Source organism: Erwinia sp. L03-1 (assembly GCF_058686115.1).
The window spans coordinates 808,096-834,580 of the sequence record NZ_CM178762.1 but is presented as its reverse complement, the minus strand read 5'-3'; the positions used below and the strand labels follow the sequence as shown (position 1 = coordinate 834,580).

Sequence of the window (26,485 nt, the reverse complement as noted above, 5' to 3'; positions counted from 1 at the left end):
AGCGCTCAGCCAGGCCGCCAGGCGAAGTTTTTCTGTCAGGCCGTCAGCCAGCCGCCAGCCCCCCTATTCCGTCAGGCGGTCGACCAGCCCGCTGCGACGCTGCGTCTGCATTCGCACTGCGCTGTTGAGTACCCCACTGTCCGCATAAAGCGACAGCCTCTGCTTCGCCCGGGTGATGGCAGTGTAAATCAGTTCACGCGTCAGCACCGGCGTGAACTGGCTGGGGAGTATCAGCAGCGTATGATTGAATTCCGAGCCCTGTGACTTATGCACCGTCATGGCAAAAGCCGTCTCATGCGGGGGCAGGCGGCTGGGCTGCACGGCTTTAATGCTGCCATCAGGCAGCGGGAAAAATACCTTAAGCGCACCCTCTTCGTCATTCATCGCAATGCCAATATCGCCGTTAAATAAGCCCAGGGCGCTATCATTGCGGGCAATCATGACCGGCCGCCCGACGTACCACTTACTGCCTGAGCCAGGCGCGCGGCGGATCAGGCCCTTAAGCTGGAGCGACGCTTCAATACGCTCATTCAGCCCCGTTACGCCAAATGGCCCCTCACGCAGCGCACAGAGCAGCTGAAAATGACCAAACTCGTTAATCACATCCAGAGGGCTGTGGCCCTGAGACAGGCTTCGCAGGTAAGGTCGATAGCCCTCCACGCAGGCGCTGAGCAGATGCTGGTACTCCTCACTGCTGCTCAGCGGGAAGCGTTCAATGTCACTGTATCCAGCGGCAAAGACTTTTTCCATCCGACGGGTGTCACCGCCATTAACGGCCAGCGCCAGCTGCCCAATACCCGAAGAGGCATCAAAGCGGTAGCTTTTGCGCAGCAGGCAAATGCTGTCACGCACGGCGGGCGCATGTAGACTCTCCTCGCCCGCGAGGGTACAGCCCGTCAGCCGGGTAAGTTCCGCCGCGCGCTCACGGCTGTAGCCCGCTTCCGCGCAGCGACAGATATCCCCGAGCACAGCCCCCGCTTCTACCGAGGCCAGCTGATCGCGATCGCCCAGAAAAATCACTTTTGCCTGCTGGGGCAGCGCCGCAATCAGATTTGCCATCATTGGCAGATCGACCATTGACGCTTCATCCACCACCAGTAAATCCAGGTGCAGTGGGTTACCGGCATGATAGCGCATCCGCTGACTGCCCGGCACCGCGCCCAACAGTCGGTGCAGGGTCGTCGCTTCAGTGGGGAACCGCTGCTTCTCCGCTTCATCAATATCCAGACCCTGTAGCGCCGCCCCGAGGGATGCGGTCAGACGGGCCGCCGCCTTGCCGGTCGGCGCCGCCAGCCGGATGCGTAGCGAATCCGTTAGCGAGATAAGCGTGGCCAGTAATTTGGCGACGGTGGTGGTTTTACCGGTACCCGGGCCACCCGAAATAATCGAAATCTGACGGGTCAGCGCCACGGCGGCGGCGATTTTCTGCCAGTCATCGGCCTGCTGGCCGAAATGCCTGTCCAGCGCAGCGCGCAGCGCGCGTTCATCCAGTCGGTGAGCCGCAGCCTGACCGAGAATAAACCGGGCCACCTGCCCTTCAGAAAGCCACATCCGATGCAGGTAGAGACGCTGCTGATGAAGCACCAGCGGCGTGGCGGTTGAACCGTCGCCCACCGCCGCCTCGTCGGGCAGAAGAGTAAGCCAGTCCGGGTCACCCGCGGCCTGCCACATCAGGCGGGCCAGCTCCGGGTGCCGTCCGCCAAACAGCGACTGCTCGGTAAAAGTGGTAAGCGGCAGACACACGTGCCCCTCTCCTGCCTCTGCGCTTACCCAGGCTGCCGCCAGCATCAGCGCGGGTTGCGCCTCGCTGGCAATCATTCTGGCAAACTGCACGTCCAGCGCTCGCAGCAGTTTCTGCTGACTGGCAGCCAGCAGCAGTTCCGCTATTTCAGCCATGCGCCCTCCAGCTCTTTCCCTGCAAATAACGCGTCCAGCGCGTTAACAAATTCAGCCGATGGCCGCGTGCGATAAAGGCCATTGTCACTGGCCGTTCCGTCCACGCCCCGCAGGAACAAATAGATAACGCCGCCAAAATGCTGTTCAAAATCATAGTCGGCCAGTCGGTGGCGCAGATAGCGGTGCAGCGCCAGCGTATAGAGCTGATACTGTAAATCGTAGCGGTGGGACTGCATCGCCAGCGCCATTGCCTGGGGCGTGTAGTCGTCGCCGGATGCCCCCAGCCAGTTAGATTTATAGTCCAGCAGATAGTATTTACCCTGCCAGACGAAGACCAGGTCGATAAAGCCCTTCAGCATGCCCTGCACCTGCTGGAAGTTAAGCAGCGGACACTCCGCTGAGAGCGGATCGTAGTGGCGAATAAGCCGGTCAAGACTCTCCGCGCTCATTAACCGCTGGATAGGCAGATAAAATTGCAGCTCCACCTGACGCTTGTCGGGGGCCAGCTGACTGAGCGTCACCCCGGTCTCGTTGAGCGGCGTTTGCAGAATACGCATCAGCCACTGCTTCACTACCGGCAGCCAGGCCGCGTCGTGCCCCTGCGAGGTGAGCTGTTCAGCCAGCCATGCCTCCTCAACCGGCTGGGTGAAATCAATATTTTCAAACAGGCCGTGAAGAAATGTTCCCGGTGCCGCGCCGCGCGGGAAGGTATGCGGCGTCAGCTGAACAGCCAGCTGCGGCTGTGCCTCGCCCGCGGCATCGACATCCAGCCTGGGCAGCAGGTCGAAGGTGACGGAATGCCCATGCTGCTGCAAACCGGAATAGCTGGTGATGCGCCACTCATCGCGAAGCTGGCGGGTAACAGACTGGCTGCTGAGCGCGTCCGGCACCGCCTGCTGTGGTCGCCAGGGCTCATCATCAGGATGACTGGGAATAACCAGCTCAACGGCTTCATTTTCCATTTCCACCAGGGACTGACGCAGGCTGGCCGCATCTGCCGCCTCACCTTTTTGCAGCAGGTAACCCACCGCACTGAGATGCAGGTCGCTGTTCCCTTCTTTTTTCCGGTTACCCTTTACCAGCGGCGCAATGCCCACGCTACAGTGCCAGACTGAACGCGTCAGCGCGACGTAGAGCAGGCGGAGATCTTCGGCCAGCCGCTCCTGTTCGGCCAGCTCAATACTTTCGACATCGTCACGCAGATCCAGCAGCGCCTGAAAGGTTTGCCGGTCATGGTAAATGCCCTGTCCCGCTTCGCGGTAGTTAGCGACAAACGGCAGCCACACCAGCGGATACTGCAACCCTTTTGACTTATGGATAGTTACAATCTTCACCAGATGGCGATCGCTCTCCAGGCGTAGCTGCTGGCTGGCGGACTGACCATTAGGCTGGGCCACCTCCTGCGCCAGCCAGCGAACCAGCGCATGTTCGCTGTCCAGACTCGCGGAGGCTTCCTGTAGCAGCTCGCCCAGATGCAGCAGGTCGGTCAGCCTGCGCTCCCCGCTTTCGGAGGCCAGCAAATTTTCAGCAATCTGGCGTTTAACCATCAGTTCACGCAGCATCGGCAGCACGCCGCGCTTTAGCCAGCGCTGACGATAGCCGTCAAATTCATCCACCAGCGCGTCCCAGGCACGCTCATCCTTACTCAGCGCATCAAGCGTTAATGCATCCAGACCAAAAATGCTGGTGGCGAGTGCGCTGCGCAGCGTCCGCTCCTGTTCGGGAGCCAGCACCGCCTGCAGCAGCCAGATCATTTCACGCGCTTCCGGCGTGGTGAACACGCTGTCGCGATTGGAGAGATAAACAGAAGGAATATTCAGGCCATTCAGCGCTTCGCGCATGATGGACGCTTCGCCGCGGCTGCGCACCAGAACGGTAATATCCGATGCCGCCACCGGACGCCGATCGTCGTCTCTGCCGATCAGCGCCGTTCCCTGCTGACCTGCCGTCAGCCAGTGGCGGATATCTGCCGCGCACTGCCGGGCCATAAACTGCTGGTAATCGCTTACGCCTGTTCCTTCGCCCGGCTGTAGCCAGAATCTCAGGGCGGGCTGGCGTTTACCCTCGACGCTAAACGTCAGCCCGGCATTAGGTCCGGCAGGAGTCACGTCCTTAAAGGGGATTTCATGGAACAAAAAGGGATTTTCCAGCCGGGAAAAGAGCTGGTTGACGCTGTTCACCATATCCGGCGAGGAGCGCCAGTTGGTATCAAGCGTATAGTGGGCGCTAACTTCACTACGGGCTTTCATATAGGTGAAAATATCGGCTCCCCGAAAGGCGTAGATAGCCTGTTTGGGGTCGCCTATCAGCAGTAGCGCAGACTCGGGCTGATGCCGGTAAAGCGTGCGGAAGATGCGGTACTGCTGCGGGTCGGTATCCTGGAATTCATCAATCAGCGCGACCGGATACCGGCTGCGAACGGCCTGCGCCAGCGCCTCTCCGCCCTGCTGCTGAAGGGCGTCATCGAACCGTCCCAGCAGGTCGTCAAACCCCAGCAGGGCGTTAAGCCTTTTCTCTTTTTGCGTGGTGAAGCGGATCTCACTCAGCGCGCGGGCGATAACCAGGTCACGCAGCGACAGCGGTTCCGCGAGGAAGCGATCCACCTCGTCAAACAGCGGATGCTGTGGCGCTTCGCCTTTTTTGGTTTTTTCCAGCAGTACCCGCTGGCCAAAGCGCGCCAGCTCCTTAGGAACCGCGTAATCCTCAGTGGCTTCTGCGGCCCACTGGGCCATTTTCTCCAGCCAGTTAGGTAAGTGCTTACTGCTGTAGCTTCGCTTATCCACACCCGATTGGGCAATAACGTCGTGCAGATTTCCTGCCGCCAGCCACGCCGTTTTCAGGGCATCGATCCGCCCAATGATTTTTTCATGGCGTTCGGTGAACGACTCCTCTAAATCGGCGGGATATTTCAGCGCGGGGGCTTCACCATTCAGCCAGGGCGAGAGCGTGGCAAGAAGCTGCTCCGGCCCCTGCCACATCTGCGTCATCACCCTGGCTACCGGCAGCGAGAGCGGGTAGCAGTAGCGACGCCAGAAATCCGCCGCTGCCTGTCGGCGCAGCGGAAACTCATCCTCGATCAGCTGTTGCTCAAACAGCATGCCGGATTCAAACGCGTTCAGATTTAACATGCGCTGGCAGAAGCCGTGGATGGTAAATATCCCGGCGTCATCCATCTGCCGCTCGGCCGCCAGCAGTCGCAAAGCCGCCTGATTGCGATCCTCAATCTGCGCTAACAGCGCCGCCAGCATTGTGTCAGCGGCGTAGCCGCGCACGCAGGCAATGCGTAGCTGGTGGATATTGGCCCGAATACGGCCACGCAGCTCGGCCGTTGCCGCCTCGGTGAAGGTCACCACCAGGATCTCTTCCACCGACAGCGGCCTGCTGGCGGCGGCTTCCCCTCCCAGCCCCAACAGCAGACGGAGGTAAAGCAGCCCGATGGTAAAGGTTTTGCCGGTTCCCGCCGAGGCTTCAATCAGCCTTTCCCCTTTAAGCGGGAGCTTGAGGGGATCAAGACTCAGGGCTTCTGACTTCATATCTTAACTTTTCACCGGAAACGACTGCTGTAGCTTCGACACTTCCTGCCAGGTGGTAAAACCTTCAGGTTTAGCGTAGTCCGCTTGCTTATGCTGGCTGCCTGAAATCTGTGACAGCAGCGTCAGCCCCTGTGGTTCAATCACCGCCTTATGGAAAAAGTCTGCCAGACCTCCCGGCGTGAGCGCCTGAATGCGGGCAATCACTTTTTCTCGGGTATCGAAACGGGTGTTTTCGCGATCGAAATCTTTGCTAAAGCGTCCTGCTTCTTCATCCAGCGTTTGCGGTCGCTGTTTAAGTTCGTTAATCATGGCCTGCTGATACTGAATGAAATCCGCGTGGCTCATCTCACGCAGCCGTTTTTCCGCCACCGGATAGAACGCCCGGAAGCGCGTTAACAGCCAGGCGGGCTGCTTAACGTTACTTTGCAGCAGGAAGCCAATGCCCCACTGGCGACCTACCGGCATCTGGAAGGTAAATACCGCATAGCCCAGCTGCTCCTCGGTACGCAGCTGGTTATAAAACCACGGCTGAACGATCTGGCTGAGCATGGCACTGCTGGCGATACTTTCATACTCTTCATAGCCCAGCGGAACATACAGGGCGGCCAGCGCCGAATCGGTACTGCTCCCCTGCTGCTGGAGATTGGCCGAGGTCTTTTTATCAATGGCGATATACTGACTGTGCCACCAGCTGTCGCCTTCGCAGTCCAGATGGGTTTTGAGATCCCGGCCCAGCGCCGTCGCCTCTGCCGCCGTCATGTTGCCCACCACCATCAGTTCCGGGGTGGACTGCTGTAGCAGCATTTTTCGGTAGGCCTGGAGATCCTCAAGCGTGATACCGGCCACCAGGCTGCGGCGTTCACTCCGCTGGGTATAAGGCAGCTGCGACAGCATCTGCGCGGGCTGAATAGCCAGCTCGAACGCCTTACCTTTTTCAGCGGAGGAGAGACGCTCCAGATACCAGGATTTAGCCTGCTCCAGCTGCTGCCGATCGGGCTGATAGCTGGCATACCCTTTAAGTAGCGCCTTCATCAGCTCGGGAAGATGCTGGGTGAAGCCGCTGGCGTTAAAGGTGACGCCATCATTTTCACTGGTAGAAAAACTGATGCCGGCCACTGACGCCTGTGAATTCAGCTCATCGAGCGCCAGACCCGCCAGGTAGTCGTTGATAGCGAACAGCACCTGGTTTTTCGCCGTGCTCATCGCCGCTTTATTCCTCAGTGCCAGCGTGATGTTGGCTTTAGGATCGTCGGCGTAAAACTGCGACGGCATATAGAATATCCGCAGCCCGGGCTGATTAACCAGCTCTTCCGGATGCGTCTGTTTTTTCCCGGGCTTTATCAGGCTGAAGTCGTCCGGAATGTAGGGGTTAAGCACCGGCAGGGACAGATCGATTTTATCGCTGGCGGCCTGCCACGCGGCAAATCGTTGCGGTGTAATCGTATCCACCTGATAGGGCGCATCGACAAAGTAGGCCAGTTTGTTATGCGGCTCATCGGGACTGATAAACCAGATGCGGGCATTCTGAGGCGTCATGCCGTCCAGCCGCGCCTTAATCGCCGCAGGATCGTAGCGATCGGCGATATAAGAGGCATCAAGCGTGTCTTCAATGGGTACGCGCAGCATGGTATCGACCAGCCACTGGATGTAATCCATATCGCGGGTCATTGAGGGGTAGCGGAAATCCAGATTCAGAACGTGCGCGACCTCATCAAAGTAACGCTTATCAATGCCGTCGGCGCGCAGTTTATTCAGGTAGCTGAATACGGCAGCAATCACCCGGTCACGGTTAGCCAGGCCGGTATCCGTTAGCGATACGGAGACAGAGAAAACGCCGCCATTCCGATCAATAACCGGATCCGCTCCCGCATCAATTGAATCGGCAAGGCCGTGATTTTGTAGCCAGTCAGAGAGCGTATTTTTACTACGATTACCAATAAGATAGGCAATCAGCGTATCCGTTTTGCTGCGGAATTTATCGCTATTATTGTCGATACGAAATTCAATTTTCAGCAGCTTACGCGGCTGGGCCGGAACGTAGTGAATAATGATGCCCTTTTGCTTATCGGTCACCACCGGCACGGTGATATCCGGCACCGTCGCATTTCGGTTTTCTACGCGTCCAAAGGTACTGACGGCTATTTTTTTCAGCTCATCCATAGGTTTATTGCTGTAAATGACCGCTTTCATCAGATTCGCCGAGTAATAGCGCTGATAAAACGCTTTCAGCGCATCATGCAGTTTACTGCCCGGTTTATCCTTCAGGGTTTCCAGATTACCGCCGGAGAATAGCGATCCGGGATGCGCAGGATTAAGCGTTTCCGCACCAACCTGGGCCATCCGCAGACCGTCGCGTGAGCGGGCCATCGTCAGTTCAGCATTAACCGCATGGCGTTCACGATCGGCATTAACCGGATCCAGCAGCGGTTCAGCAATGGCATCAGCAAGACGATCGACGGCAGGCTGTAGCGCATCGTTTTCGACTTCCAGATAGTAGGCCGTGCGGTAAGAAGCGGTACTGGCATTGTGACTGCCGCCGTGCCTCTTCAAAAACTCAGCCAGGTTATCAGGCTGCGGATAACGCTTCGACCCCATCAGCAGCATATGCTCAAGGTAATGCGCCAGTCCCTGTTGATTACGCGGATTCTCCAGCGATCCTACCGGCAGCGTTAGCGCGGCGAGGGATTTCGTCGCCTGAGGATCGGAGACCAGCAGCACCGTCATGCCGTTATCGAGCCTGACCGCCTGATACTGTCGCGGGTCTTTTTCACTTTTTCGGATGGTTTCCGGGATCGGTTGCCATCCCGACTGTGCCTGGCTTAGCGGGCTCCACAAATTAACCAGTACAACCAGCGTACCGATCCAGACTGCATAACGACCCATTCAAACTCCTTGACGATCTCATTTTCTGCTGACAGGAAAAACCGTTCAGCAGATCCTTCCCCTGAGTATTTCGCCTTCATCCCCGGTGGTGAAGACGAGTAAAAAAACGGTTCAATGGTTATAAAATAACACTACAGGATGTCCTGCACTCTGTCCTTAAACTTCCGCCCCCACTGCCGGTTAGCGCCGTATTTCAGACCTCACTGGCGGTAACATTCATCTGCAACAGCGGCAGCAGCCACGCCTCAGCGTTACGCGTAATCTCCTGCAGGGTCTCTTCATCCAGGGTACGGAATAAACGTGCCAGATAGGGATCGCTGCTCTCACCCTCAATCTGATAGTTACCCTGCCAGGCCTGAAGCAGTTTGACTCTGGCCTTCGCCTGGCTGGCTTCATCATGGCGCACCGCCGAGGCTTTTTCATCATAGCTCGCCTCAAGCCAGGCGCCGCCCGTTTTAGGCAGCAGCAGCAGGGGCGCACTCATCCCCTGCTGATAGCCGATAATATAGCGTTCAAGCCAGCGAGCCGCTGTGGTGACCTCCAGCGGCGGGAAGCACCACTGGCTCTCCTTGCGGCCATACATGCGGCTGTTTCCTTTACCGCCCAGCACGGTGTAAATAAGATGCTCCAGCCAGAGCGCCAGACCATCGGTGAAATTGAGGTGGCCGGGACGCCAGCGCAGCAGTCCATCCTCCTGCACCTGCGGTAACCAGCCGTTCAGCTGAATGCCGCCCACGGTCAGGTTTATTTCCCAGCTCACGGCATCCCTGCGCTGTTCACGCACCCGGTTCGCCAGCTCGGTCATATCTGCCAGCTGATCCTGCCAGAACAGTTCACCATAGGCACCATAGGGCAGATGCCCGGCCGCGCGTTGCCTGGCATAGAGAGGCTCATCTGACCGATCCTCAATCAGGGTATTTAGCAGCAGTGCATTTACCTGATAGCGGCTGAGATTATCCAGGGTAAAAGGTTCGGTATCGGGCAGCTCGGTTTCCTCCAGCTGGAAGCTGACGCCCAGGCGCTGGCTGAAGAAAGCGCGTACCGGATGTCGCCAGAACCGTACCAGCTGTTCGACATTCAGCTCCGTCAATTCCAGTCCTGACAGGGGCTGCATAAAGGGTGGATGGGCGACACCGCTGGCATTTGCGGCCGGAAGCCACTCTGATGCATAGCTGCGAAACTCCGCCTGGGGCGAGAAGTTTTCGGCGGCGAACGGCATCCGGCTGTGCAAATGTTGCAGATGGGCTTCAACCGCCTTTGCACTGGTGTCCACATCGCTGTCCTGGTGCTCTGGCAGACAGAAGCTCTGGCTGATGTACTCCACCAGCTCGCTCACCAACACCGAAGGGAAACGCTCCGAGTTATCCTGGATTGTCCGTCCGATATAGCTGATATAAAGCTGCTGCTGGGCAGAGCTCAGCGCTTCCAGGAACAGGTAGCGATCGTCGTCACGACGGCTGCGATCGCCCTTTTTCGGTTGCTGACTCATCAGGTCAAAACCGAGCGGCGGCAGCGTACGGGGATAAACGCCGTCGTTCATCCCCAACAGGCAGACCACCTTAAAGGGGATGGATCGCATCGGCATCAGGGTGCAGAAGTTCACCGGCCCGGCAAGAAAGCGCTGGCTGATGCGCTCCTGATCCAGCCGGGATGCCAGCTCGTCTCGCAGCAGCGAGAGCGGGATCGCCTGCTGATAAGCCGACTGTATACCGTAACCGATCGCCTGCTGCCACTGTTCCTCAATCAGCGCCAGCGCCGCTTCGGTATCTGCATCGCCAGCGAAGAAATCGTTCAGCAGCTCGCGGCACAGCGGCAGCCAGCTCTCCAGCGCGCGCGGTGCCGTAAGCAGATCGCGCCAGTCGCGCAGCCGCATTAACAGCTCAGCCAGATTACCCGCCAGCTCCGCGATCAGGCCACTGGACTCGTCATAGGGCAGGATCCCCTGCCAGTCCCCGGCCTCGCTGTGCATCGCGTAGCCGAGCAGCATGCGCGTCAGGCCAAACTGCCAGGTATGCTGCCCACCGGCAGGAAGGTCCAGCTCACGGATCGTTTCGTCGTCCAGCCCCCAGCGAATGCCCGACTCTGCGACCCAGTGGCGCAGCCGCTTCAGCCCTTCTTCATCAATGGAAAAGCGGCTGGCGACCGCCGGCACTTCAAGCAGTGCCAGCACCTCCTCCGAGGCGAAGCGGCTGTCCGGCAGGCTTAGCAGTGAAATAAAAGCCTGTAGCGCCGGATGCGCCTGGCTGGCCCGGCGGTCAGAAATGGCAAAGGGAAGGTAGCGATCGCCGGGCGCATTGCCAAATACCGCCTGAATAAAGGGCGTATAAGCATCAATGTCGGCGACCATCACAATAATATCGCGTGGGGAGAGGGTAGGATCGCTGGCCATGATTTCTAATAAGCGATCCTGGAGCACTTCTACCTCACGCTGTGGGCTATGACACAGGTGCAGGCTGACAGAGCGATCGGCGGGATCCAGCACGCGTTTGTGCTGACTGGTTTGCCACTCCTGCTGATTCAGACCCATCACTGCGTTATCTTCCAGCTCCAGCAGATCGCGCTGAAGGCTTTGCAACAGTGTGGCGGGTTCTATATCGACAAAGGCGTCAATTTCCTGGCACTCCATCTGCGCCAGTAGATAGAGGTTATCCCGCCCCAGTTTGCCCCAGGAGGCCAGCAGCGGGTTGCTGAGCTGCTGCTCCCCCTGCTCGTTAAACAGGCCGGAGGCATCCTCGTCGCGAAACAGGGCGCTTTCACGCTGCTGCCCGAAATGCTGTCGCCGTCGGTTTTGCAGCTTTGCCAGAAACGCGTAGTCCTGAATATCGCCCCAGTAGTGCCGACAGGGATTTGTGAACAGCAGATGGATATCAATATGCCTGCCCAGCGCCTGGAGCGCCTGCAAATAGATCGGCGGGAGCGCAGAGATGCCGCAGATAAAAACGCGATCGGGGAGATTTGCCGGGCGCTCACGGCTATTTTCCAGAGCCGAAATAAAGCGCGTGTAAAGATTTGCCCGGTGCCATTCGGGCTGTCCAAGCTCGCGGGTGTACTGCACCAGAGCGGTCCAGAGCGGCGCCTGCCACTGCTGCGCCTCGTCCAGCCCCTCAATCAGCTGGCCTTTCTCCCAGCTGTTAAGCCACTCGGCCCGATAAACCAGATACTGGTCAAAGAGGTCAGCCACGCGGGAGGCCAGTTGAAAAAGCTTACGCTTGTTTTCATCGTCGGTCAGATAGTGCCTTAACATCGCGAATTCAGGGCGCGTCAGCATCTCTGGAAGGATAGCCATCAGCTTCCAGCTCATACTGGATTTGTTAAAGGCGCTCTCTTTTGGGATCCCCGGCAGGACGCGCACAAACATATCCCAGATAAAGGTGGCGGGCAGAGGAAAGGCGATATTAGCGGCAATGCCGAACTGCGCAGCCAGCGACATTTGCAGCCACTGCGCCATGCCGGGACTTTGTACCAGGATCACTTCAGACTGGAAGGGATCGCGCAGCGGCTGATTTTCAATTTGCCATGCCGCCAGCGTTTTCAGCAAATCCAGCTGATTTGAGTGGTAGACCGTAAACATCTCTGCTCCTTAAGCATAATTTTGCTCTGCGCGGACACTGTAACCCTTCCTGCATCCGTTGCAAATGCACGGGAAACGAATGAAATCCCGGCTCAGGGCATTGCAAAAGCATTAGCTGCGCTCGTCGGCCGGTTGGGCCAGTCGCCGTTGAAACCCTAACCCGACAATCACCGGGACCCGCCTGCTCTGTCAGCTCGGTTTGCCAGCCGGGTGCCTGATAGCCTTCAAACCCTGCCGCAGCCTGCCGCCAGGCTTCCCGCTGCTCCGTCTGGCGTACAAATCCCTGAGCCAGCACCAGCTGATAGCGCATCAACGTGCTGATGCTCAGGGTAAGCAGCAGCAAAGCGACCAGGGTTTCAGGGAGGCTAAACCCAGGCTGGCGACTCATTCTGGCTGGCACGCTGCGGTTACAGCCAACGGGCAGTAGTCGATCCAGCCGTGCGGCACCGATCTAATCCTTCCCGCACTGCCCGTCGGGGCAACCCAGCGGTAGTGCGCAAGGGTTCCGCTGCCCGCATCTCCGCGCAGGAGCAGGCTATTTTCGCCCTGCATACTCAGGCAGGCGCGGCCATAAACGGGATCGGCTTTGCAGACCCATCCCGCGGCGTTGATTGTCCAGTGCTGCTCGCCTCCCCAGGCCAGCGCAGAAGCCGCGCGGCTGTACTGGAGATAAAACTGGCGCTCATCTGCCAGCAGGCCGAGTGCGTCATCAAGCTGTATGCGGGTAGCATGCAGCAGGGTAGCCGACATCATAAGCAGGATAATGACCGCTAACAGCGAACCGCTTCCTCGCTGTGCGTTCACAGATTGACCGCCGTAACCCAGCGCTCAATCACCAGCGGATGCCGCGGCCAGATAAGCGCATAGCCCGCCAGCAGCAGCCTTACCTGCCCCGCCCGCTGAGTCACCTGAAACCTATCAATCGCTATTACCGCCGGATCGTTAAGCTTCTCCCAGCCGCCGCCCTCGCAGTCGGCTACCCCGCGCTGCATTTCGAGATTACCGCTGCGCAGGCGATAGCCGTGATAATCGCTGTCATCCCGTCCTGCCGCCTCCCATTGGCCATTGCTGTTTTCATCCCAGCGAATAAGCAGGCAGCTTCCTGATGCTCCGCGAACACTCAGCCCTTCACCCTTGCATTCGCCCCGGCAATAGCCCGCGCGACGCACCGTTTTTTCCAGCGAGGCCATCATCTGCTGCAGCTCTTCCTGTAGCTGAAAGGCCATCAGGCTGCGCAGGTTATTCATTTGCAGCACAGGCAACAGACGGGCGGCCCCCAGCATCAATATGCTGCTGATGGCCAGCGCGATCAGCATTTCAGGCAGGCTGAAACCCGCATTTCTCATCCACATAGTCCCTCCGCTGGCTGACAAATCCTGATGCGGCCCCGGGATGAGACAATAATGTGCCGCTCCCCTGCGTCGCAGGAAATCACAATGCGCCCGGGTTTAGCCATGCTGCGACGACCATAGAAACCCACGCCCTCAGTAAGCGACAGCAGCCTGACCTCCTGCCAGGGCGCAAGCAGCGTATGGCGGCTTCGACCGTTACAGCGCAGCTGAACGGCCCCGCTCCCCAGGCACCATTTCTGACCGGGCAGATGCCACAGCAGCCGGGTATCGTTGTGCCAGTTCGCCTCGCTGCGCAGACGCAGCAGAAAATGCTGGATCTGCGCTGCCGTGTCATTCAAATGCCGCTGCTGCTGCCAGCGATGCCAGCCGCTGACGGCGCCAAAGCCAAGCACGCTGGCGATAACCATCACCACCAGCAGTTCAAGCAGGGTAAATCCGGATGCGTTTTTCATTCCGGCAGAATGGCGCGATGAACGCGCATTGACCAGCATCAATCCTGGCTGTTGCGAGGCGTATTCCGGGAAATATCCCCTCAGCGGGTGCAGATACCGGTGTTCTTCGCGCCGGGTTTGAGTTTAATAATTAGCTGCACGTTGGGTTCATCCCCTACCGTACGGGATATGTGACCCACCCTGTTATCGCCAGGACGCGGATGTGAACTGCTGTCCGCATTGAACTGGACCTCGCCCGGCCCCTGGACCAGCGTGGTGCCGTCCGTGGTTTCAACGGACCATTTCCCGGAAAGGGTGATCACCCACTGTGGACCCGGTGCATGATGCCAGCTGCCGACGTATCCGGGGGGCAGGACGGCATAAGCAATACTTTCCACCTCGTCGGGTGACACGCCAATCCACTGCGGCGCAGAAGGGGGCGCATAGCTTTTGTATTCCAGTCCTTCAAAGCGGCAGTGACCGATATGGGTCGCGCCCTCGCTATCGGCCCATACGCTGGCGAATTTCACCGGAGGCTGCGTTTTTCCATTGCTGATGGTCTGCTCAGGCGCATCTGAGCGCACGGGGTGAACGCCGGGCCCGGTACTGGCACTGGCACTGGCACTGGCACTGGCACTGGCACTGGCACTGGCAGAGGAGAGAGCGGAACATCCGCATAAGAGTGCAAGCGTGAGGAGTGAGCTGTTTTTCATCGGTATTCCCTGTGGTTTAGTCCCAGCTATAAGCGTAGCGCCGAACTGACCTGAGTGCTGTGAGAATAGAGAAACGGCTGAATCGGAGGAGGATTTTCCAGAACATCAAGGATGTGCTACGTGCCAGACGCAGGGCGTTTTTGGTACGGGATGCCGGAGGTAAAATCAGGAGCGGAAAGCTTCCGCTCCTGGCAGGGATCAGATAGCGACAGGCGCCTTGATACCCGGATGAGGGTCGTAGCCTTCAATCTCAAAATCTTCAAAGCGATAGTCGAACAGCGAAGCGGGTTTACGCCTGATGGTCAGCTTCGGCAGCGAGCGTGGCTCGCGGGTAAGCTGCAGCCGGGTCTGTTCCAGATGGTTGCTGTACAGATGCGTATCGCCGCCGGTCCAGACAAAGTCGCCGACCTCAAGGTCGCACTGCTGCGCCATCATATGCACCAGCAGCGCATAGCTGGCGATATTAAATGGCAGACCGAGGAAGATATCGCAGGATCGCTGGTAAAGCTGACAGGAGAGTTTGCCGTCAGCCACGTAGAACTGGAAAAAGGCGTGGCAGGGAGCCAGCGCCATCTCGTCAAGCTCACCCACGTTCCAGGCAGACACAATAATACGACGCGAATCCGGATCGGTTTTCAACTGTTGCAGCACCTTTTCGAGCTGATCGATCTGGCGGCCATCTGCCGCCCCCCAGCTGCGCCACTGCTTACCGTAAACCGGGCCGAGATCGCCGTTTTCATCTGCCCACTCATCCCAGATGGTGACCTTATTTTCCCGCAGATAGGCGGTATTGGTGTCGCCGTTAAGGAACCACAGTAGCTCATGAACAATTGAGCGCAGATGACACTTCTTGGTGGTCACCAGTGGAAAGCCTTCCTGTAGATTGAAACGCATCTGATGACCAAATATCGACAGCGTACCGGTGCCGGTGCGATCGTTTTTCGGCGTGCCCTCATCGAGCACTTTTTGCATTAACGCCAGATACTGTTTCATTTTCCCTCACTCACATGCTGCTGTGTACGGCGACGGTAAGCCCATACCATCATAATCACACCCGCCAGAATCATCGGCAGAGAGAGTATCTGGCCCATGCTGATGGCGTTATCAAACAGGCCGAGCTGCGCATCCGGCTGACGAAAGAACTCGACGATAATCCGGAACGCGCCATAGCCAATCAGGAAAAGCCCGGACACGGCCCCCATAGGGCGGCTTTTACGGATAAACAGGTTGAGAATAATGAACAGAACCACGCCTTCCAGCGCCAGCTCATAAAGCTGCGAAGGGTGACGCGGCAGCACGCCGTAGGTGGCCAGCAGTGGCTGCCATTCGGGGTGAGTCGCGGCCAGCGCCACGTCTTCACTTCTTGAACCCGGGAAGAGCATCGCCCAGGAGAGATCCGGTGCCACCCGTCCCCACAGTTCGCCGTTGATAAAATTACCCAGGCGACCGGCGCCCAGGCCGAAGGGGATCAGCGGAGCAATAAAGTCAGATACCTGAAAGAAGTTGCGTTTGGTGCGATGGGCGAACCACAGCATCACGCAGATAACCCCAATCAGGCCACCGTGGAACGACATGCCGCCGTCCCAGACTTTGAACAGATAGAGCGGATTATCAAGGAACAGCGGCAGGTTGTAGAACAGAACGTAGCCGATGCGGCCGCCAAGGAATACGCCGAGAAAACCCGCATAGAGCAGGTTTTCAACTTCCTCTTTTTTCCAGCCGCTGCCGGGCTTGTTCGCGCGGCGAACCGCCAGCCACATCGCAAAAATAAAGCCCACCAGGTACATCAAACCATACCAGTGCAGCGAAATCGGGCCGATAGAGAAAATTACCGGATCAAATTGGGGGAAAGCCAGATAGCCGTTAGTCATCTTTCACCATTGTTAATGTCTGTCCTGACCAGCAGGCGACGGAATTAATCAACCAGTGCGCGCAGCGCTTTAAGGCGCGCATCATAGCACAGCCGTGATTATTGCGGTTTGTGGGAACTGTAAACTTTGTAAGCCGCTGGCCTCAAAGTACGTCGCCGGGACTTTTATGCAGACTTCTGCGAGCCAGCTCGTACCCGCCTTACCACGACGGGTTTACGCTGCTTTACTGCTTCCGGTGGACAGCGCCCTAACGACCGCCACGGATCAGGCCGCCAAGGCCGCCTCGCTCCATAAAAGCGGAGACAAGGTGACGGACATCAGCCGCCGTCGTGGCCTCCAGGCTTTGCCCGGCCAGCCTGCGGGCCTGCTCCAGGTCGATATGATTCAGCAGATATTTCACCCGCGCCACGTTGCGGCCGTTCATGCTGAGGTGATGAAAGCCCAGCCCCACCAGCAGCGTGACGCTCATCGGATCGCCCGCCATTTCACCGCACAGGCAGAGCTCAAGCCCCGCCCGTTCGCACTCCGCCGCGATAGTCTGTAAGGCCCGTAATACCGCTGGGTGCAGGCTGTCATACAGGCTGGCTACCCGCGTGTTGTTACGGTCGACCGCCAGCAGATACTGCGTGAGATCGTTGGTCCCCACCGAGACGAAATCAACGCGCTGCGCCAGATGCCCGATCATAAAGATCATTGAGGGAACCTCAATCATCACGCCAATACGCGGTACCGGGATAGCGTATCCCAGCATCTCTTCCACCTCACGCGCGGCGCGGTCGATCAGCCGCCTGGCCTCGTCGATTTCATCAATGCTGGTGATCATCGGCAGCAGAATACTGAGGTTATCGCTGGCAACGTTGGCCCGCAGCATTGCCCGGACCTGCACGAGGAAAATTTCCGGCTGATCCAGCGTCAGGCGGATCCCCCGCCAGCCCAGGCAGGGGTTCTCTTCGCTGATCGGCATATACGGGAGCTGCTTATCGGCTCCGATATCCAGGGTGCGCAGCGTTACCGGCTTACTCAGAAACAGCTGTAGCATGCCCTGGTACTGTGCCACCTGCTCCTCCTCCGAGGGGAAGCCGTTTTGCAGCATAAAGGGAATTTCAGTGCGGTACAGCCCGACGCCATCCACCCAGCTGCCAAGCGACTTTTCATGCTCGGCACTCAGGCCCGCATTAAGCATCACCTTCACCCGTTCGCCACTTTTTAGCAGGGCCGGCCGCTCAACCACGTCTTCTGCCAGCTTGCTCAGCTCGTTCTCTTCACTGATAAGCCGCTGGTATTCCTGCACCAGTACCGGTTCCGGATCCACCAGCAGCTCGCCGCGATAGCCATCGACGATCAGCAGCCTGCCATTTAGCAGTTCAGGCTGGATATCAGCGCCCATCACCGTTGGGATCCCCATGGCGCGGACCATAATGGCCGCGTGGGAATTGGATGCGCCATCCCTGACCACTACGCCAGCCAGCCTGTCGTGCGGCAGCTCGGCCAGCGTGGTCGCGGTCAGCTCATCAGCCACCAGCACAAAGCGCTCAGGCCAGGTATTGGTGCCCTGAATGGTATCATCAAGGTGAAAGACCAGCCGCTGCCCCAGCACGCGCAGATCGCCCGCGCGTTCGCGCAGATAGCTATCCTGCAGGCTGGCAAACTGGGCAGCGAATTTTTCGATGACCTTTTTGACCGCCCATTCAGCAACCGATCCAGCATCGATCTCAGCAAAGAGATCCTTTTTCAGGCGGGCATCGCTCAGCAGGTGCGAGTAAAGATCAAAGATCGCCGCGCTCTCTTTGTGCACCCCCGCCGTGAAGCGTTTACTGTAGCGACGGAATTCAGCTGAAGCCTCATCCATCGCCAGCGACAGCCGCTCACGTTCGCGTTGCGCATCCAGCGTAGAGGCGGCAAAGATGTTATCCAGCGAGGGCTGCGTACTGTCCACCCACCCTTCGGCCACGGCGACGCCGGGTGATGCGGCCAGCGCTTTTATGCGGGTTTGTCGGTATTGCCCAAACAGCGCGTTAAGCTGCGACTGCGAAAGAATCGCCGCCATCTGCGTGGCGAGCGTGACCAGAAACGACTCTTCGCTCTCGTCAAACTGTCGGTGCTCACGCTGCTGGACCACCAGCACGCCGAGCAGCTGGCGACGGCTGATGATGGGGACGCCAAGAAACGAGCGAAAGCGCTCTTCTTTTACGGAAGGAACATATTTAAAGCTGGGGTGGCTCTGCGCATCTGCCAGGTTAATCGGCTCGGCCAGCCGTCCTACCAGCCCGACGATCCCTTCGTCAAAGGCCAGCGCAACCGTACGACCACGCGGTTTTTTCAGCCCGCGGGTAGCCATCAGGTAATAGCAGCGGCGGTCATGATCGGCCAGATAAACCGAACAGACCTCGATATCCATCGCCAGAGAGATTTCGTTGACCAGAATATCGAGCGCCTCGGTAAGCCGTGGGGCGCCCGCAACTTTTTCAACTATTTCGCGTAGCTGTGTGAGCATAATCCGGGTGGCCTAACCTCTCTTCCGTCGATAGAGCGCATTTCGCTGTACGGGGATCTCCTGTAACGGCATGACCACGCCGGAAAACTCCTTCATGACCCGGCGGTAGACGTCGCGTTTAAAAGAGACAACCTGGCGAACCGGATACCAGAAGCTGACCCACCGCCAGCCGTCGAACTCCGGCGTGCTGCTGGTCTGCATGTTGATGTCCGCGTCATTGCACATAAGCTGCAGTAGAAACCATTTCTGTTTCTGGCCGATACACACCGGCTTTGTGTCCCAACGCACCAAACGTTTTGGCAATTTGTATCGTAACCAGTTTCGGGTTGAGGCAAGAATACGAACATCCTTACGATGAAGGCCAACTTCCTCGAAGAGTTCGCGGTACATGGCCTGTTCCGCCGTCTCGCCAGGGTTGATCCCCCCCTGCGGGAACTGCCAGGAGTGCTGACCATAACGCCTGGCCCACAGCACCTGTCCCTGTCTGTTACAAATTACGATACCAACATTCGGGCGGTAGCCATCATCATCGATCACTGGACTACCTCAAACTAAAACTCGGATGTTCTGATTGTTTCATACTCCTTAGAGGCGGTAAACCACTGCTTTACACCCTGAATGGGGGCCTGATAAGGGATAACTCACACCGCTCAACAAAGTTATAAACAGAAATCGTCGATTTTGACCGATCTTATTCACCTTTTCTGTGGATAGCTTTGTGCAGAACTCATTTACCGTTTGGGGAAAACTTTCTGAAGCCCTTTACAGCCGTCTCGCTGAGATGACATTAACCCCTTATCGTGCATAGGATTTATCTGCATTTCACGCTGATTAAGGGGGGGATCAAACTGCCCACAGCTTAGAAAGATCGTTAGCTGGTGAAAGATCGAGCACTGGAGTTTTTATCCACAGGTTATGCTGGTATCCCAGGCATAAATTGGCTGAAATATGGTAAAAGTGCCGCCGTCAAGGCTGTAAATCGAAACAGTGTTAAGGTAAATCATGAGTTATCCCATTTTTCTGTGGATAACAGGGGGTGAGATCCTGTTCATTGTGGCTGACAACCGGGGCATAAGATCCTGCCGTGCTGACGTTCCCCCCTTTTGCAAAGATAAAAAAGCGCTGTTTATCATGCTATTATTATTGTTTTCCGCAGCCCGGGAACAAACTTTTACTGCGGCAGAAAAGAGTGCTGTTTTTTTGAACAACAACCGGGAGTTATTCATGTCCCCTGATTTCATCCCCCTGCCCCCGCCGGAAAATGAAGATCTGCTGCTCGAACGCGCCAGCAGTCTGGCGGGCTATACGCTGGGTGAACTGGCGCAAAGGGCCGGCCTTCCCATTCCGCAGAATTTGAAAAAAGATAAAGGCTGGGTGGGGATGCTGCTGGAAATGTATCTGGGCGCCAGCGCGGGCAGTAAGCCCCAGCAGGATTTTCCGGAGATTGGCGTAGAGCTAAAAACGATCCCCATTGATGCGCGGGGCCGTCCGCTGGAGACCACGTTTGTCTGTGTCGCTCCCCTTACCGGCAATAGCGGCGTGGTGTGGCAGACCAGCCATGTGCGTCATAAGCTGGTGAGAGTCCTGTGGGTGCCGGTCGAGGGCGAGCGCGCCATACCGCTGGCGCAGCGCCGGGTTGGTGCACCGCTGCTGTGGAGCCCGGATCGGGAAGAAGAAGCTCAGCTCCGGCGAGACTGGGAAGAGCTGATGGATATGATTGTACTGGGTCAGGTTGAACGGATTACCGCCCGGCACGGCGAGGTATTGCAGATCCGCCCTAAAGCCGCCAACAGTAAGGCGCTTACCGAAGGCATTGGTGAAAATGGTCAACCGATTGCGACTCTGCCTCGTGGTTTTTATCTGAAGAAAAACTTCACGGCTTCGCTGCTGGCCCGCCATTTTTTGCTTTAGCTTAGCGTACTGATGCGTATACTCCTCGTTTAACTTTCGTTTAGGATAAGACGCCTGTATGTTTGAATGGATTGCAGATCCGAACGCCTGGCTGGCACTGGGCACGCTGACGATTCTGGAGATCGTCCTCGGTATTGATAATATTATTTTCCTCACCCTGGTTGTGGCTAAGCTTCCGAAAAACCAACAAAATGCCGCGCGCCGCACCGGTTTAGCGGGCGCAATGCTAATGCGCCTTGCCCTGCTCGCCTCCATCGCCTGGATTACGCGCCTGACGACGCCGCTATTTACCCTGATGGAACACCCTTTTTCCGCACGCGATCTGATCCTCTTCTCGGGTGGACTCTTTTTGCTGTGGAAATCCGGTAAAGAGATCTACGACACCATTCAAGGCAGTGACGAAACGCATGAAACCCAGGTTAACTCTTTTATGGGTGCCATCGTACAGATCGTGCTGCTGGATATTATTTTCAGCCTGGACTCGGTCATTACGGCGGTAGGGTTGTCGGATCACCTGATTATAATGATGGCGGCGGTGGTAATTGCGGTGGGCGTGATGATGTTTGCAGCGAAATCCATTGGTGAATTTGTTGAGCGGTATCCCTCGATTAAAATCCTGGCGCTGGCCTTCCTTATTTTAGTGGGCTTCACCCTGATCCTCGAAAGCGTTGAGCTGCATGTGCCAAAAGGCTATATCTATTTCGCGATGTTTTTCTCGATGGTCGTGGAGTGCCTCAACCTGCTGCGCGCTAACCGACGCACGGCCTGAATTCAACGGGTTAGGCCGGGCTGCCACGGAGATGTTAGCCAAAAAGTCAATGGCGGCCCGTGCTCATTACGCATTTTCAGAGTGATACGGTTACCTTTTACCGTTTTATGCGCTATTACTACTGCTCCAGTCACAGGCTTACGGGAGCGGAGAATGAAATATATGTTTGGCGCGGTGGCGCTGATGCTGGCCTTACTGGTTAGCGGGTGCAGCAGCGATTACGTGATGGCAACCAGGGATGGCAAGATGATTATGACCCAGGGTAAGCCTGAGATTGATAAAGAGACCGGACTGGTGAAATATACCGATCGATCCGGCCACGAATTACAAATCAACGGTGACGACGTTTCCTCCATCGTTGAGCGATAAGTTCATTACCGCCACCTGTATTCCTTCGCCGGTGGCGCGAGAAACATTTCCCGACTAATCCCCCCTTCCCCCTGCTGCGCCCGACGGTTATAGTCAGGTGCCGGATCGTAACGCGCAGCGTTGTGTCAGCATCCGCAGCGCGATGTTCAGGTTCAGCTTTTAATAATGAAAAAGGAAGCCGGCAAATGCACTATCACCGTATCCCCCACAGCAGCCTGGAAGTCAGTTCTCTGGGGCTGGGCACCATGACGTTTGGTGAGCAAAATAGCGAAGCCGATGCGCACGCGCAGCTCGATTTAGCCGTGCAGTCCGGTATTAACCTGATTGATACCGCCGAGATGTATCCGGTGCCGCCGCGCCCTGAAACACAGGGATTAACCGAAAAATATATTGGCAGCTGGCTGAAGGCGCGCGGTAACCGCGACAGGATCGTACTGGCTTCCAAGGTGGCCGGCCCGGTTCGCGGCGCCGATGCCTCTATCCGACCACAGCAGGCGCTGGATCGTAAGAATATCCGCGAAGCGCTGGATGCCAGCCTCAAACGTCTCAACACCGATTATCTCGATCTTTATCAGCTGCACTGGCCCCAGCGTCAGACCAATTTCTTTGGCAAGCTGAACTATGAATACAGTGATAATACGGCGCCCGTGACGCTGTTGGAGACCCTCGAAGCCCTCAATGAGCAGGTCCGCGCAGGCAAAATTCGCTATATCGGCGTCTCGAATGAAACGCCATGGGGCGTGATGCGCTATTTGCAGCTGGCTGAAAAGCACGAGCTGCCGCGCATTGTCAGCATCCAGAACCCCTACAGCCTGCTAAACCGCAGCTTTGAACTGGGCCTGGCGGAAATCAGCCAGCACGAAGGGGTAGAGCTGCTGGCTTACTCGAGCCTGGCCTTTGGTACGCTGAGTGGAAAATACCTCAACGGTGCGAAACCCGCGGGCGCGCGTAATACCCTGTTCAGCCGTTTTACGCGCTACAGTGGCGAGCAGGCAGAGCTGGCGATTGCAGAATATGTCGCGCTGGCTAATAAACATGGCCTGGATCCCGCTAAAATGGCGCTGGCTTTTGTCCGCCAGCAGCCGTTCGTGGCCAGTACCCTGCTGGGCGCGACCACGCTGGAGCAGCTACAGATTAATATTGACAGCTATGCGCTGACGCTGGATGAAGAAGTATTAGAGGGGCTGGAAGCGATTCACCGTCGTTACACCTATCCGGCGCCGTAAGGCGGCCCGGGTGGCAGAGCGAGACGGGTGACGCAGACGCGTCACCCGATAAGATTACAGGTCAGTTGTGCTGGCCTTTTTTTGCGCCAGATGCCAGCCCCACAGCACCGCCATCGACAGAGCAAACAGCGCACCGAAACCTACGCCGGTGGCAACCGGCGGCGCACCCAGCTTTATCGCCAGCGTATAGAGCGCCAGCATAAGCAGCATGGCGCTGTTTTCACCGAGATTCTGCACCGCAATCGCATTGCCTGCGCCCACGCTGGCCTTGCCGCGCATTTGCAGCAGCGCGTTAAGCGGCACAACAAAGAACCCACCCAGCACACCTATCAGGATAAGCAGCAGGTAGGCTCCCACCTCTGCATGCTGCAGTGAGAAAAACACCACCGCCACGCCGATCAGTACGCCCGCCGGCATGCAGCGCCCTACCGTCTTCAGCGTGACCAGCTTTGCCGCCGCCGCCGCACCGAACACAATCCCGATTGCCACCATGGCGTTCAGCAGCGTAGGCGTTTTATTGTCGGTGATGCCCAGTGCCACCGGTACCCACAGCACTAACAGAAAGCGCAGCGTAACGCCCGCGCCCCAGAACAGGCTGGTGCCCACCAGCGAGAAGCGGGTTTCGCCGTCGCGCCACAGCGTCCGGCAGGCGCTGAAAAAGGAGGCAGACATTTTACCCGGATGCCACGGCTGGCCCGGACGCGCCACCGCCAGTTTAGGGATCATGACGTTGGCCGCCACGGCCAGTCCATAAGCCACCACGCAGGCCAGCAGCGCCGCAATCAGGTGCCAGTCCGCCAGTACGCCTCCGGCAATGGAACCCAGCAGAATAGCGGCAATGGTCGATGACTCCATCAGGCCATTGGCTTTTACCAGCGTCTCGCCGTTGGTCAGCTCGCCCAGGATGCCGTACTTGGCTGGGGAGTAAGCCGCCGCGCCCACGCCAACCAGGCTGTAGCCGATAAAGGGGTTAAAGCCAAAGCAGATAACCAGTGCGCCCAGCAGCTTGAGGGCGTTGGCAAACATCATTACCCGCCCTTTGGCAAAGCTGTCTGCCACCTGCCCGACAAAAGGCGCGAGGAGGATGTAGGTCGCCACAAATACCATCTGTAATACCGGCTGGCTCCAGTCGGGATAGACCTGCTGCTTAAGCACCGCCAGGGTGGCAAACAGCAGGGCGTTATCGCCGAATGCCGACAGAAACTGCGCGGCAATTACCGCCAGCATTCCCCGGGAAAACAGCCCCTCGCTGCGGGTGCCGTCACTCATCGCGACTCTCCACCTGTTCAGCCATGCCGCGTAGCGTGACAAAATCCGGCTTGCCGCTGCCGAGCACAGGCAGCTGCTTCAGGTAGCGGATATCGCGGGGAACCGCCAGTTCAGGACTGCCCAGTTCGCGGGCCGCACGTTGCAGTTGCTCCCGGCTCAGTTCCGCATCGGTGGTAAACAGCACCAGTGCCTCACCGCGGCTGCCATCCGGTCGCAGCGAAGCGGCATGCTGTTTTTCTGCCGAGGCTTTCAGCGCTATCTGTTCAACCATTTCCAGCGAAACCATCTCCCCGGCGATTTTAGCAAAGCGTTTAACCCTGCCCTGGATCTGACAAAAGCCATGATCGTCAAAGCTGACGATATCGCCGGTGTCATACCAGCCTGGCTCCATCTTCCCTTCTCCATTATCGGCCTGCGGTGCTTCCAGTACCCCGGGCGCCTCCACCCGCAGATAGCCCTTCATAATGTTCGGGCCGCGCAGCTGAAGCAGACCGCCCTGCTCAATGCCCGGCACGGCGATCAGTCGCGAGTCCATCCCTGGCAGAATACGGCCAACGGTGTGATTTTTGGCGGCCATCGGCACGTTGATAGCAACCACTGGCGCACACTCCGTTACGCCATAACCCTCCAGAATGCGGATGCCAAACTTGTCCATCCACGTCTGGCGCGTCGCCTCCTGCAATTTTTCAGCACCGGCCACCACGTAGCGCAGGCGGGCAAAATCGTAGGGATTGGCGAAGCGGGCATAGTTGCCAAGGAAGGTTGAGGTGCCGAACAGGACGGTACAGTTCCGGTCATAAACCAGCTCCGGCACGATACGGTAGTGTAGCGGACTGGGGTAAAGAAAGACCTGCGCACCGGTCATCAGCGGCGTGAATAACCCTACCGTCAGGCCAAAAGCATGAAACAGCGGCAGGGCCGACATAAACTTGTCGCGCGGGGTGAAATCCGCCACGGTGCGGATCTGTTCGACGTTCGCCAGCAGGCTTTTATGCGAATGCACCACGCCTTTCGGATTGCCTTCGGAGCCGGAGGTAAACAGCACCATCGCCGCGTCCTCTGGCTGCTGTTTAACCGCGGCGAGGCGTGGCATCAGCAGGTGTCCAAGGATCCACAGCTTATCCTGGGTGGTGACCGTATCCTTCAGATCTTCCAGGAAGATCCAGCGTGCCTGGGTGACCTGTTCAGGCAGATGCCACAGCTTGCCCTTATCAAGGAACTGCCGTGAAGTGAATACGGTTTTCACCCCTGATGCTTTCAGGGCGCTGCTGAGCCCGTTTACACCGGCGGTATAGTTCAGCATCGCCGGTATGCGGCCGCGCATTGACGCGCCTAAAATTGCCGCCGCCGCCACCGTCGCGTTGGGGAGCAGCAGGCCGATATATTCTCCCGGTGCGCTGTAGCGCTCCAGTATGCGCCCCACGCCGAGTGACTTTTTCAGCAGCCCGGTGTAGCTGTCTGGCGTGAAGTTAACGTCTTCAATGCAGGGTTTAAACAGACCGTATCGCGTACGGGCGGCAAGGAAGGCTTCATACAGCGTCTCGCGCGGACGGACCGCCATGCGGGCTTCCATCATGATGTGCTGGAGATGCTCGCCCGCCAGCTTGCGGCGATCCCGCGCCCTGGGTGCCTCCGGCATCGGAATATGGGTGGGCGGTAGCAGCGTCAGGCTGATGCGCGGGAACAGACGGCGCTTAAAGACTCCCGCGAGGCGGCCAAAGGGGGTGAACTCGGCCCCTTCAATGCGCAGGGGGACCAGGGTCGCCTGGGTTTTTGCGGCCACAAAACCCGCACCTTCGTAAATTTTCATCAGCGAGCCGGTCACCGTGATGCGCCCTTCGGGGAAGATCACCACGGGCCGCCCCTGATTGATGGTTTTCACCAGCTGTTTGACCGACATCGGCTTAGTGGGGTCCATCGGGACGAAATCGATAAATTTACGCAGCGCACGCATATACCACTGTTCGCTGACCGAGGAGTAGACGGCAAAAACGGGTTTTACCGGCAGAAAAACAGCCAGCAGAATGCCATCCAGAAAAGACATATGGTTAGGAACGATCAGAACTTTTTCTTTATATAGACCCGACGTATCGCCGCTTAAGTGCGTGCGGAAGCAGAGTCTGAACAGCAGGCGGAAAAAAGTGAACAACATGCCAACTCCTTAGCATAAAAAAGTTGGCTACAACCATGCAGGATA

General features: G+C 57.7%; 19 protein-coding genes. 4 read left to right on the top strand and 15 right to left on the bottom strand.

The window, feature by feature from the left end:
- Window positions 1-63: 63 nt before the first annotated feature.
- From recD to rppH, 13 genes are all read right to left on the bottom strand, one after another.
- Entirely contained in the window at window positions 64-1,896 is a 1,833-nt protein-coding gene (recD, locus tag AC4PCC_RS03820) for an exodeoxyribonuclease V subunit alpha (protein WP_067709040.1), read from the bottom strand.
- Window positions 1,884-5,429, bottom strand: a complete 3,546-nt coding sequence (gene recB / locus AC4PCC_RS03815) for an exodeoxyribonuclease V subunit beta (protein WP_492126456.1) — start codon at window positions 5,427-5,429, stop codon at window positions 1,884-1,886. Before recB ends, recD begins: the two co-directional genes overlap by 13 nt.
- Before the next feature lie 3 nt (window positions 5,430-5,432).
- The gene (ptrA, locus tag AC4PCC_RS03810) at window positions 5,433-8,312 is read right to left on the bottom strand and encodes a pitrilysin (RefSeq protein ID WP_492126455.1); all 2,880 of its coding nucleotides are present in this window, start codon (window positions 8,310-8,312) and stop codon (window positions 5,433-5,435) included.
- Window positions 8,313-8,505: 193 nt separating this feature from the next.
- Complete coding sequence (gene recC / locus AC4PCC_RS03805; protein ID WP_492126454.1) at window positions 8,506-11,883, bottom strand: exodeoxyribonuclease V subunit gamma; 3,378 nt, start codon at window positions 11,881-11,883, stop codon at window positions 8,506-8,508.
- Complete coding sequence (locus AC4PCC_RS03800) at window positions 11,819-12,193, bottom strand: prepilin-type N-terminal cleavage/methylation domain-containing protein (RefSeq protein WP_492126453.1); 375 nt, start codon at window positions 12,191-12,193, stop codon at window positions 11,819-11,821. The genes recC and AC4PCC_RS03800 overlap by 65 nt, the downstream gene beginning before the upstream one ends.
- Before the next feature lie 74 nt (window positions 12,194-12,267).
- Window positions 12,268-12,687, bottom strand: a complete 420-nt coding sequence (locus AC4PCC_RS03795; RefSeq protein WP_492126452.1) for a DUF2509 family protein — start codon at window positions 12,685-12,687, stop codon at window positions 12,268-12,270.
- Window positions 12,684-13,235: a prepilin peptidase-dependent protein gene (locus AC4PCC_RS03790; protein WP_492126451.1), complete on the bottom strand. Its 552-nt coding sequence runs from the start codon at window positions 13,233-13,235 to the stop codon at window positions 12,684-12,686. The genes AC4PCC_RS03795 and AC4PCC_RS03790 overlap by 4 nt, the downstream gene beginning before the upstream one ends.
- Window positions 13,226-13,726: a prepilin peptidase-dependent protein gene (locus AC4PCC_RS03785; protein ID WP_492126450.1), complete on the bottom strand. Its 501-nt coding sequence runs from the start codon at window positions 13,724-13,726 to the stop codon at window positions 13,226-13,228. The genes AC4PCC_RS03790 and AC4PCC_RS03785 overlap by 10 nt, the downstream gene beginning before the upstream one ends.
- A gap of 41 nt (window positions 13,727-13,767) precedes the next feature.
- On the bottom strand, window positions 13,768-14,379 hold the full coding sequence (locus tag AC4PCC_RS03780; RefSeq protein ID WP_492126449.1) for a hypothetical protein: 612 nt from the start codon (window positions 14,377-14,379) through the stop codon (window positions 13,768-13,770).
- 198 nt (window positions 14,380-14,577) lie between these two features.
- Window positions 14,578-15,372: a thymidylate synthase gene (gene thyA / locus AC4PCC_RS03775; RefSeq protein WP_492126448.1), complete on the bottom strand. Its 795-nt coding sequence runs from the start codon at window positions 15,370-15,372 to the stop codon at window positions 14,578-14,580.
- On the bottom strand, window positions 15,369-16,250 hold the full coding sequence (lgt, locus tag AC4PCC_RS03770) for a prolipoprotein diacylglyceryl transferase (protein ID WP_067709004.1): 882 nt from the start codon (window positions 16,248-16,250) through the stop codon (window positions 15,369-15,371). Before lgt ends, thyA begins: the two co-directional genes overlap by 4 nt.
- Window positions 16,251-16,497: 247 nt before the next feature.
- Window positions 16,498-18,744: a phosphoenolpyruvate--protein phosphotransferase gene (gene ptsP / locus AC4PCC_RS03765; protein ID WP_492126447.1), complete on the bottom strand. Its 2,247-nt coding sequence runs from the start codon at window positions 18,742-18,744 to the stop codon at window positions 16,498-16,500.
- A 12-nt stretch (window positions 18,745-18,756) separates the two neighbouring features.
- Window positions 18,757-19,281, bottom strand: a complete 525-nt coding sequence (gene rppH, locus AC4PCC_RS03760) for an RNA pyrophosphohydrolase (RefSeq protein ID WP_067709000.1) — start codon at window positions 19,279-19,281, stop codon at window positions 18,757-18,759.
- 687 nt (window positions 19,282-19,968) lie between these two features.
- Between rppH and mutH the strand changes: the two genes are divergently transcribed.
- The 4 genes from mutH (at window position 19,969) to AC4PCC_RS03740 (ending at window position 23,019) form a co-directional block, all read left to right on the top strand.
- Complete coding sequence (gene mutH, locus AC4PCC_RS03755) at window positions 19,969-20,655, top strand: DNA mismatch repair endonuclease MutH (protein WP_492126446.1); 687 nt, start codon at window positions 19,969-19,971, stop codon at window positions 20,653-20,655.
- A gap of 58 nt (window positions 20,656-20,713) precedes the next feature.
- A complete protein-coding gene (locus tag AC4PCC_RS03750) occupies window positions 20,714-21,424 on the top strand; it encodes a TerC family protein (protein ID WP_492126445.1) in 711 nt (236 codons plus the stop codon).
- 153 nt (window positions 21,425-21,577) lie between these two features.
- The gene (locus tag AC4PCC_RS03745; RefSeq protein WP_492126444.1) at window positions 21,578-21,793 is read left to right on the top strand and encodes a YgdI/YgdR family lipoprotein; all 216 of its coding nucleotides are present in this window, start codon (window positions 21,578-21,580) and stop codon (window positions 21,791-21,793) included.
- 185 nt (window positions 21,794-21,978) lie between these two features.
- On the top strand, window positions 21,979-23,019 hold the full coding sequence (locus AC4PCC_RS03740) for an NADP(H)-dependent aldo-keto reductase (RefSeq protein ID WP_067708989.1): 1,041 nt from the start codon (window positions 21,979-21,981) through the stop codon (window positions 23,017-23,019).
- 54 nt (window positions 23,020-23,073) lie between these two features.
- Here the strand turns inward: AC4PCC_RS03740 and lplT are convergent, their stop codons facing one another.
- Together lplT and aas are read right to left on the bottom strand one after the other, a co-directional pair.
- A complete protein-coding gene (gene lplT, locus AC4PCC_RS03735) occupies window positions 23,074-24,288 on the bottom strand; it encodes a lysophospholipid transporter LplT (RefSeq protein WP_492126443.1) in 1,215 nt (404 codons plus the stop codon).
- Entirely contained in the window at window positions 24,281-26,440 is a 2,160-nt protein-coding gene (gene aas, locus AC4PCC_RS03730) for a bifunctional acyl-ACP--phospholipid O-acyltransferase/long-chain-fatty-acid--ACP ligase (RefSeq protein WP_492126442.1), read from the bottom strand. Before aas ends, lplT begins: the two co-directional genes overlap by 8 nt.
- Between the last annotated feature and the right edge of the window lie 45 nt (window positions 26,441-26,485).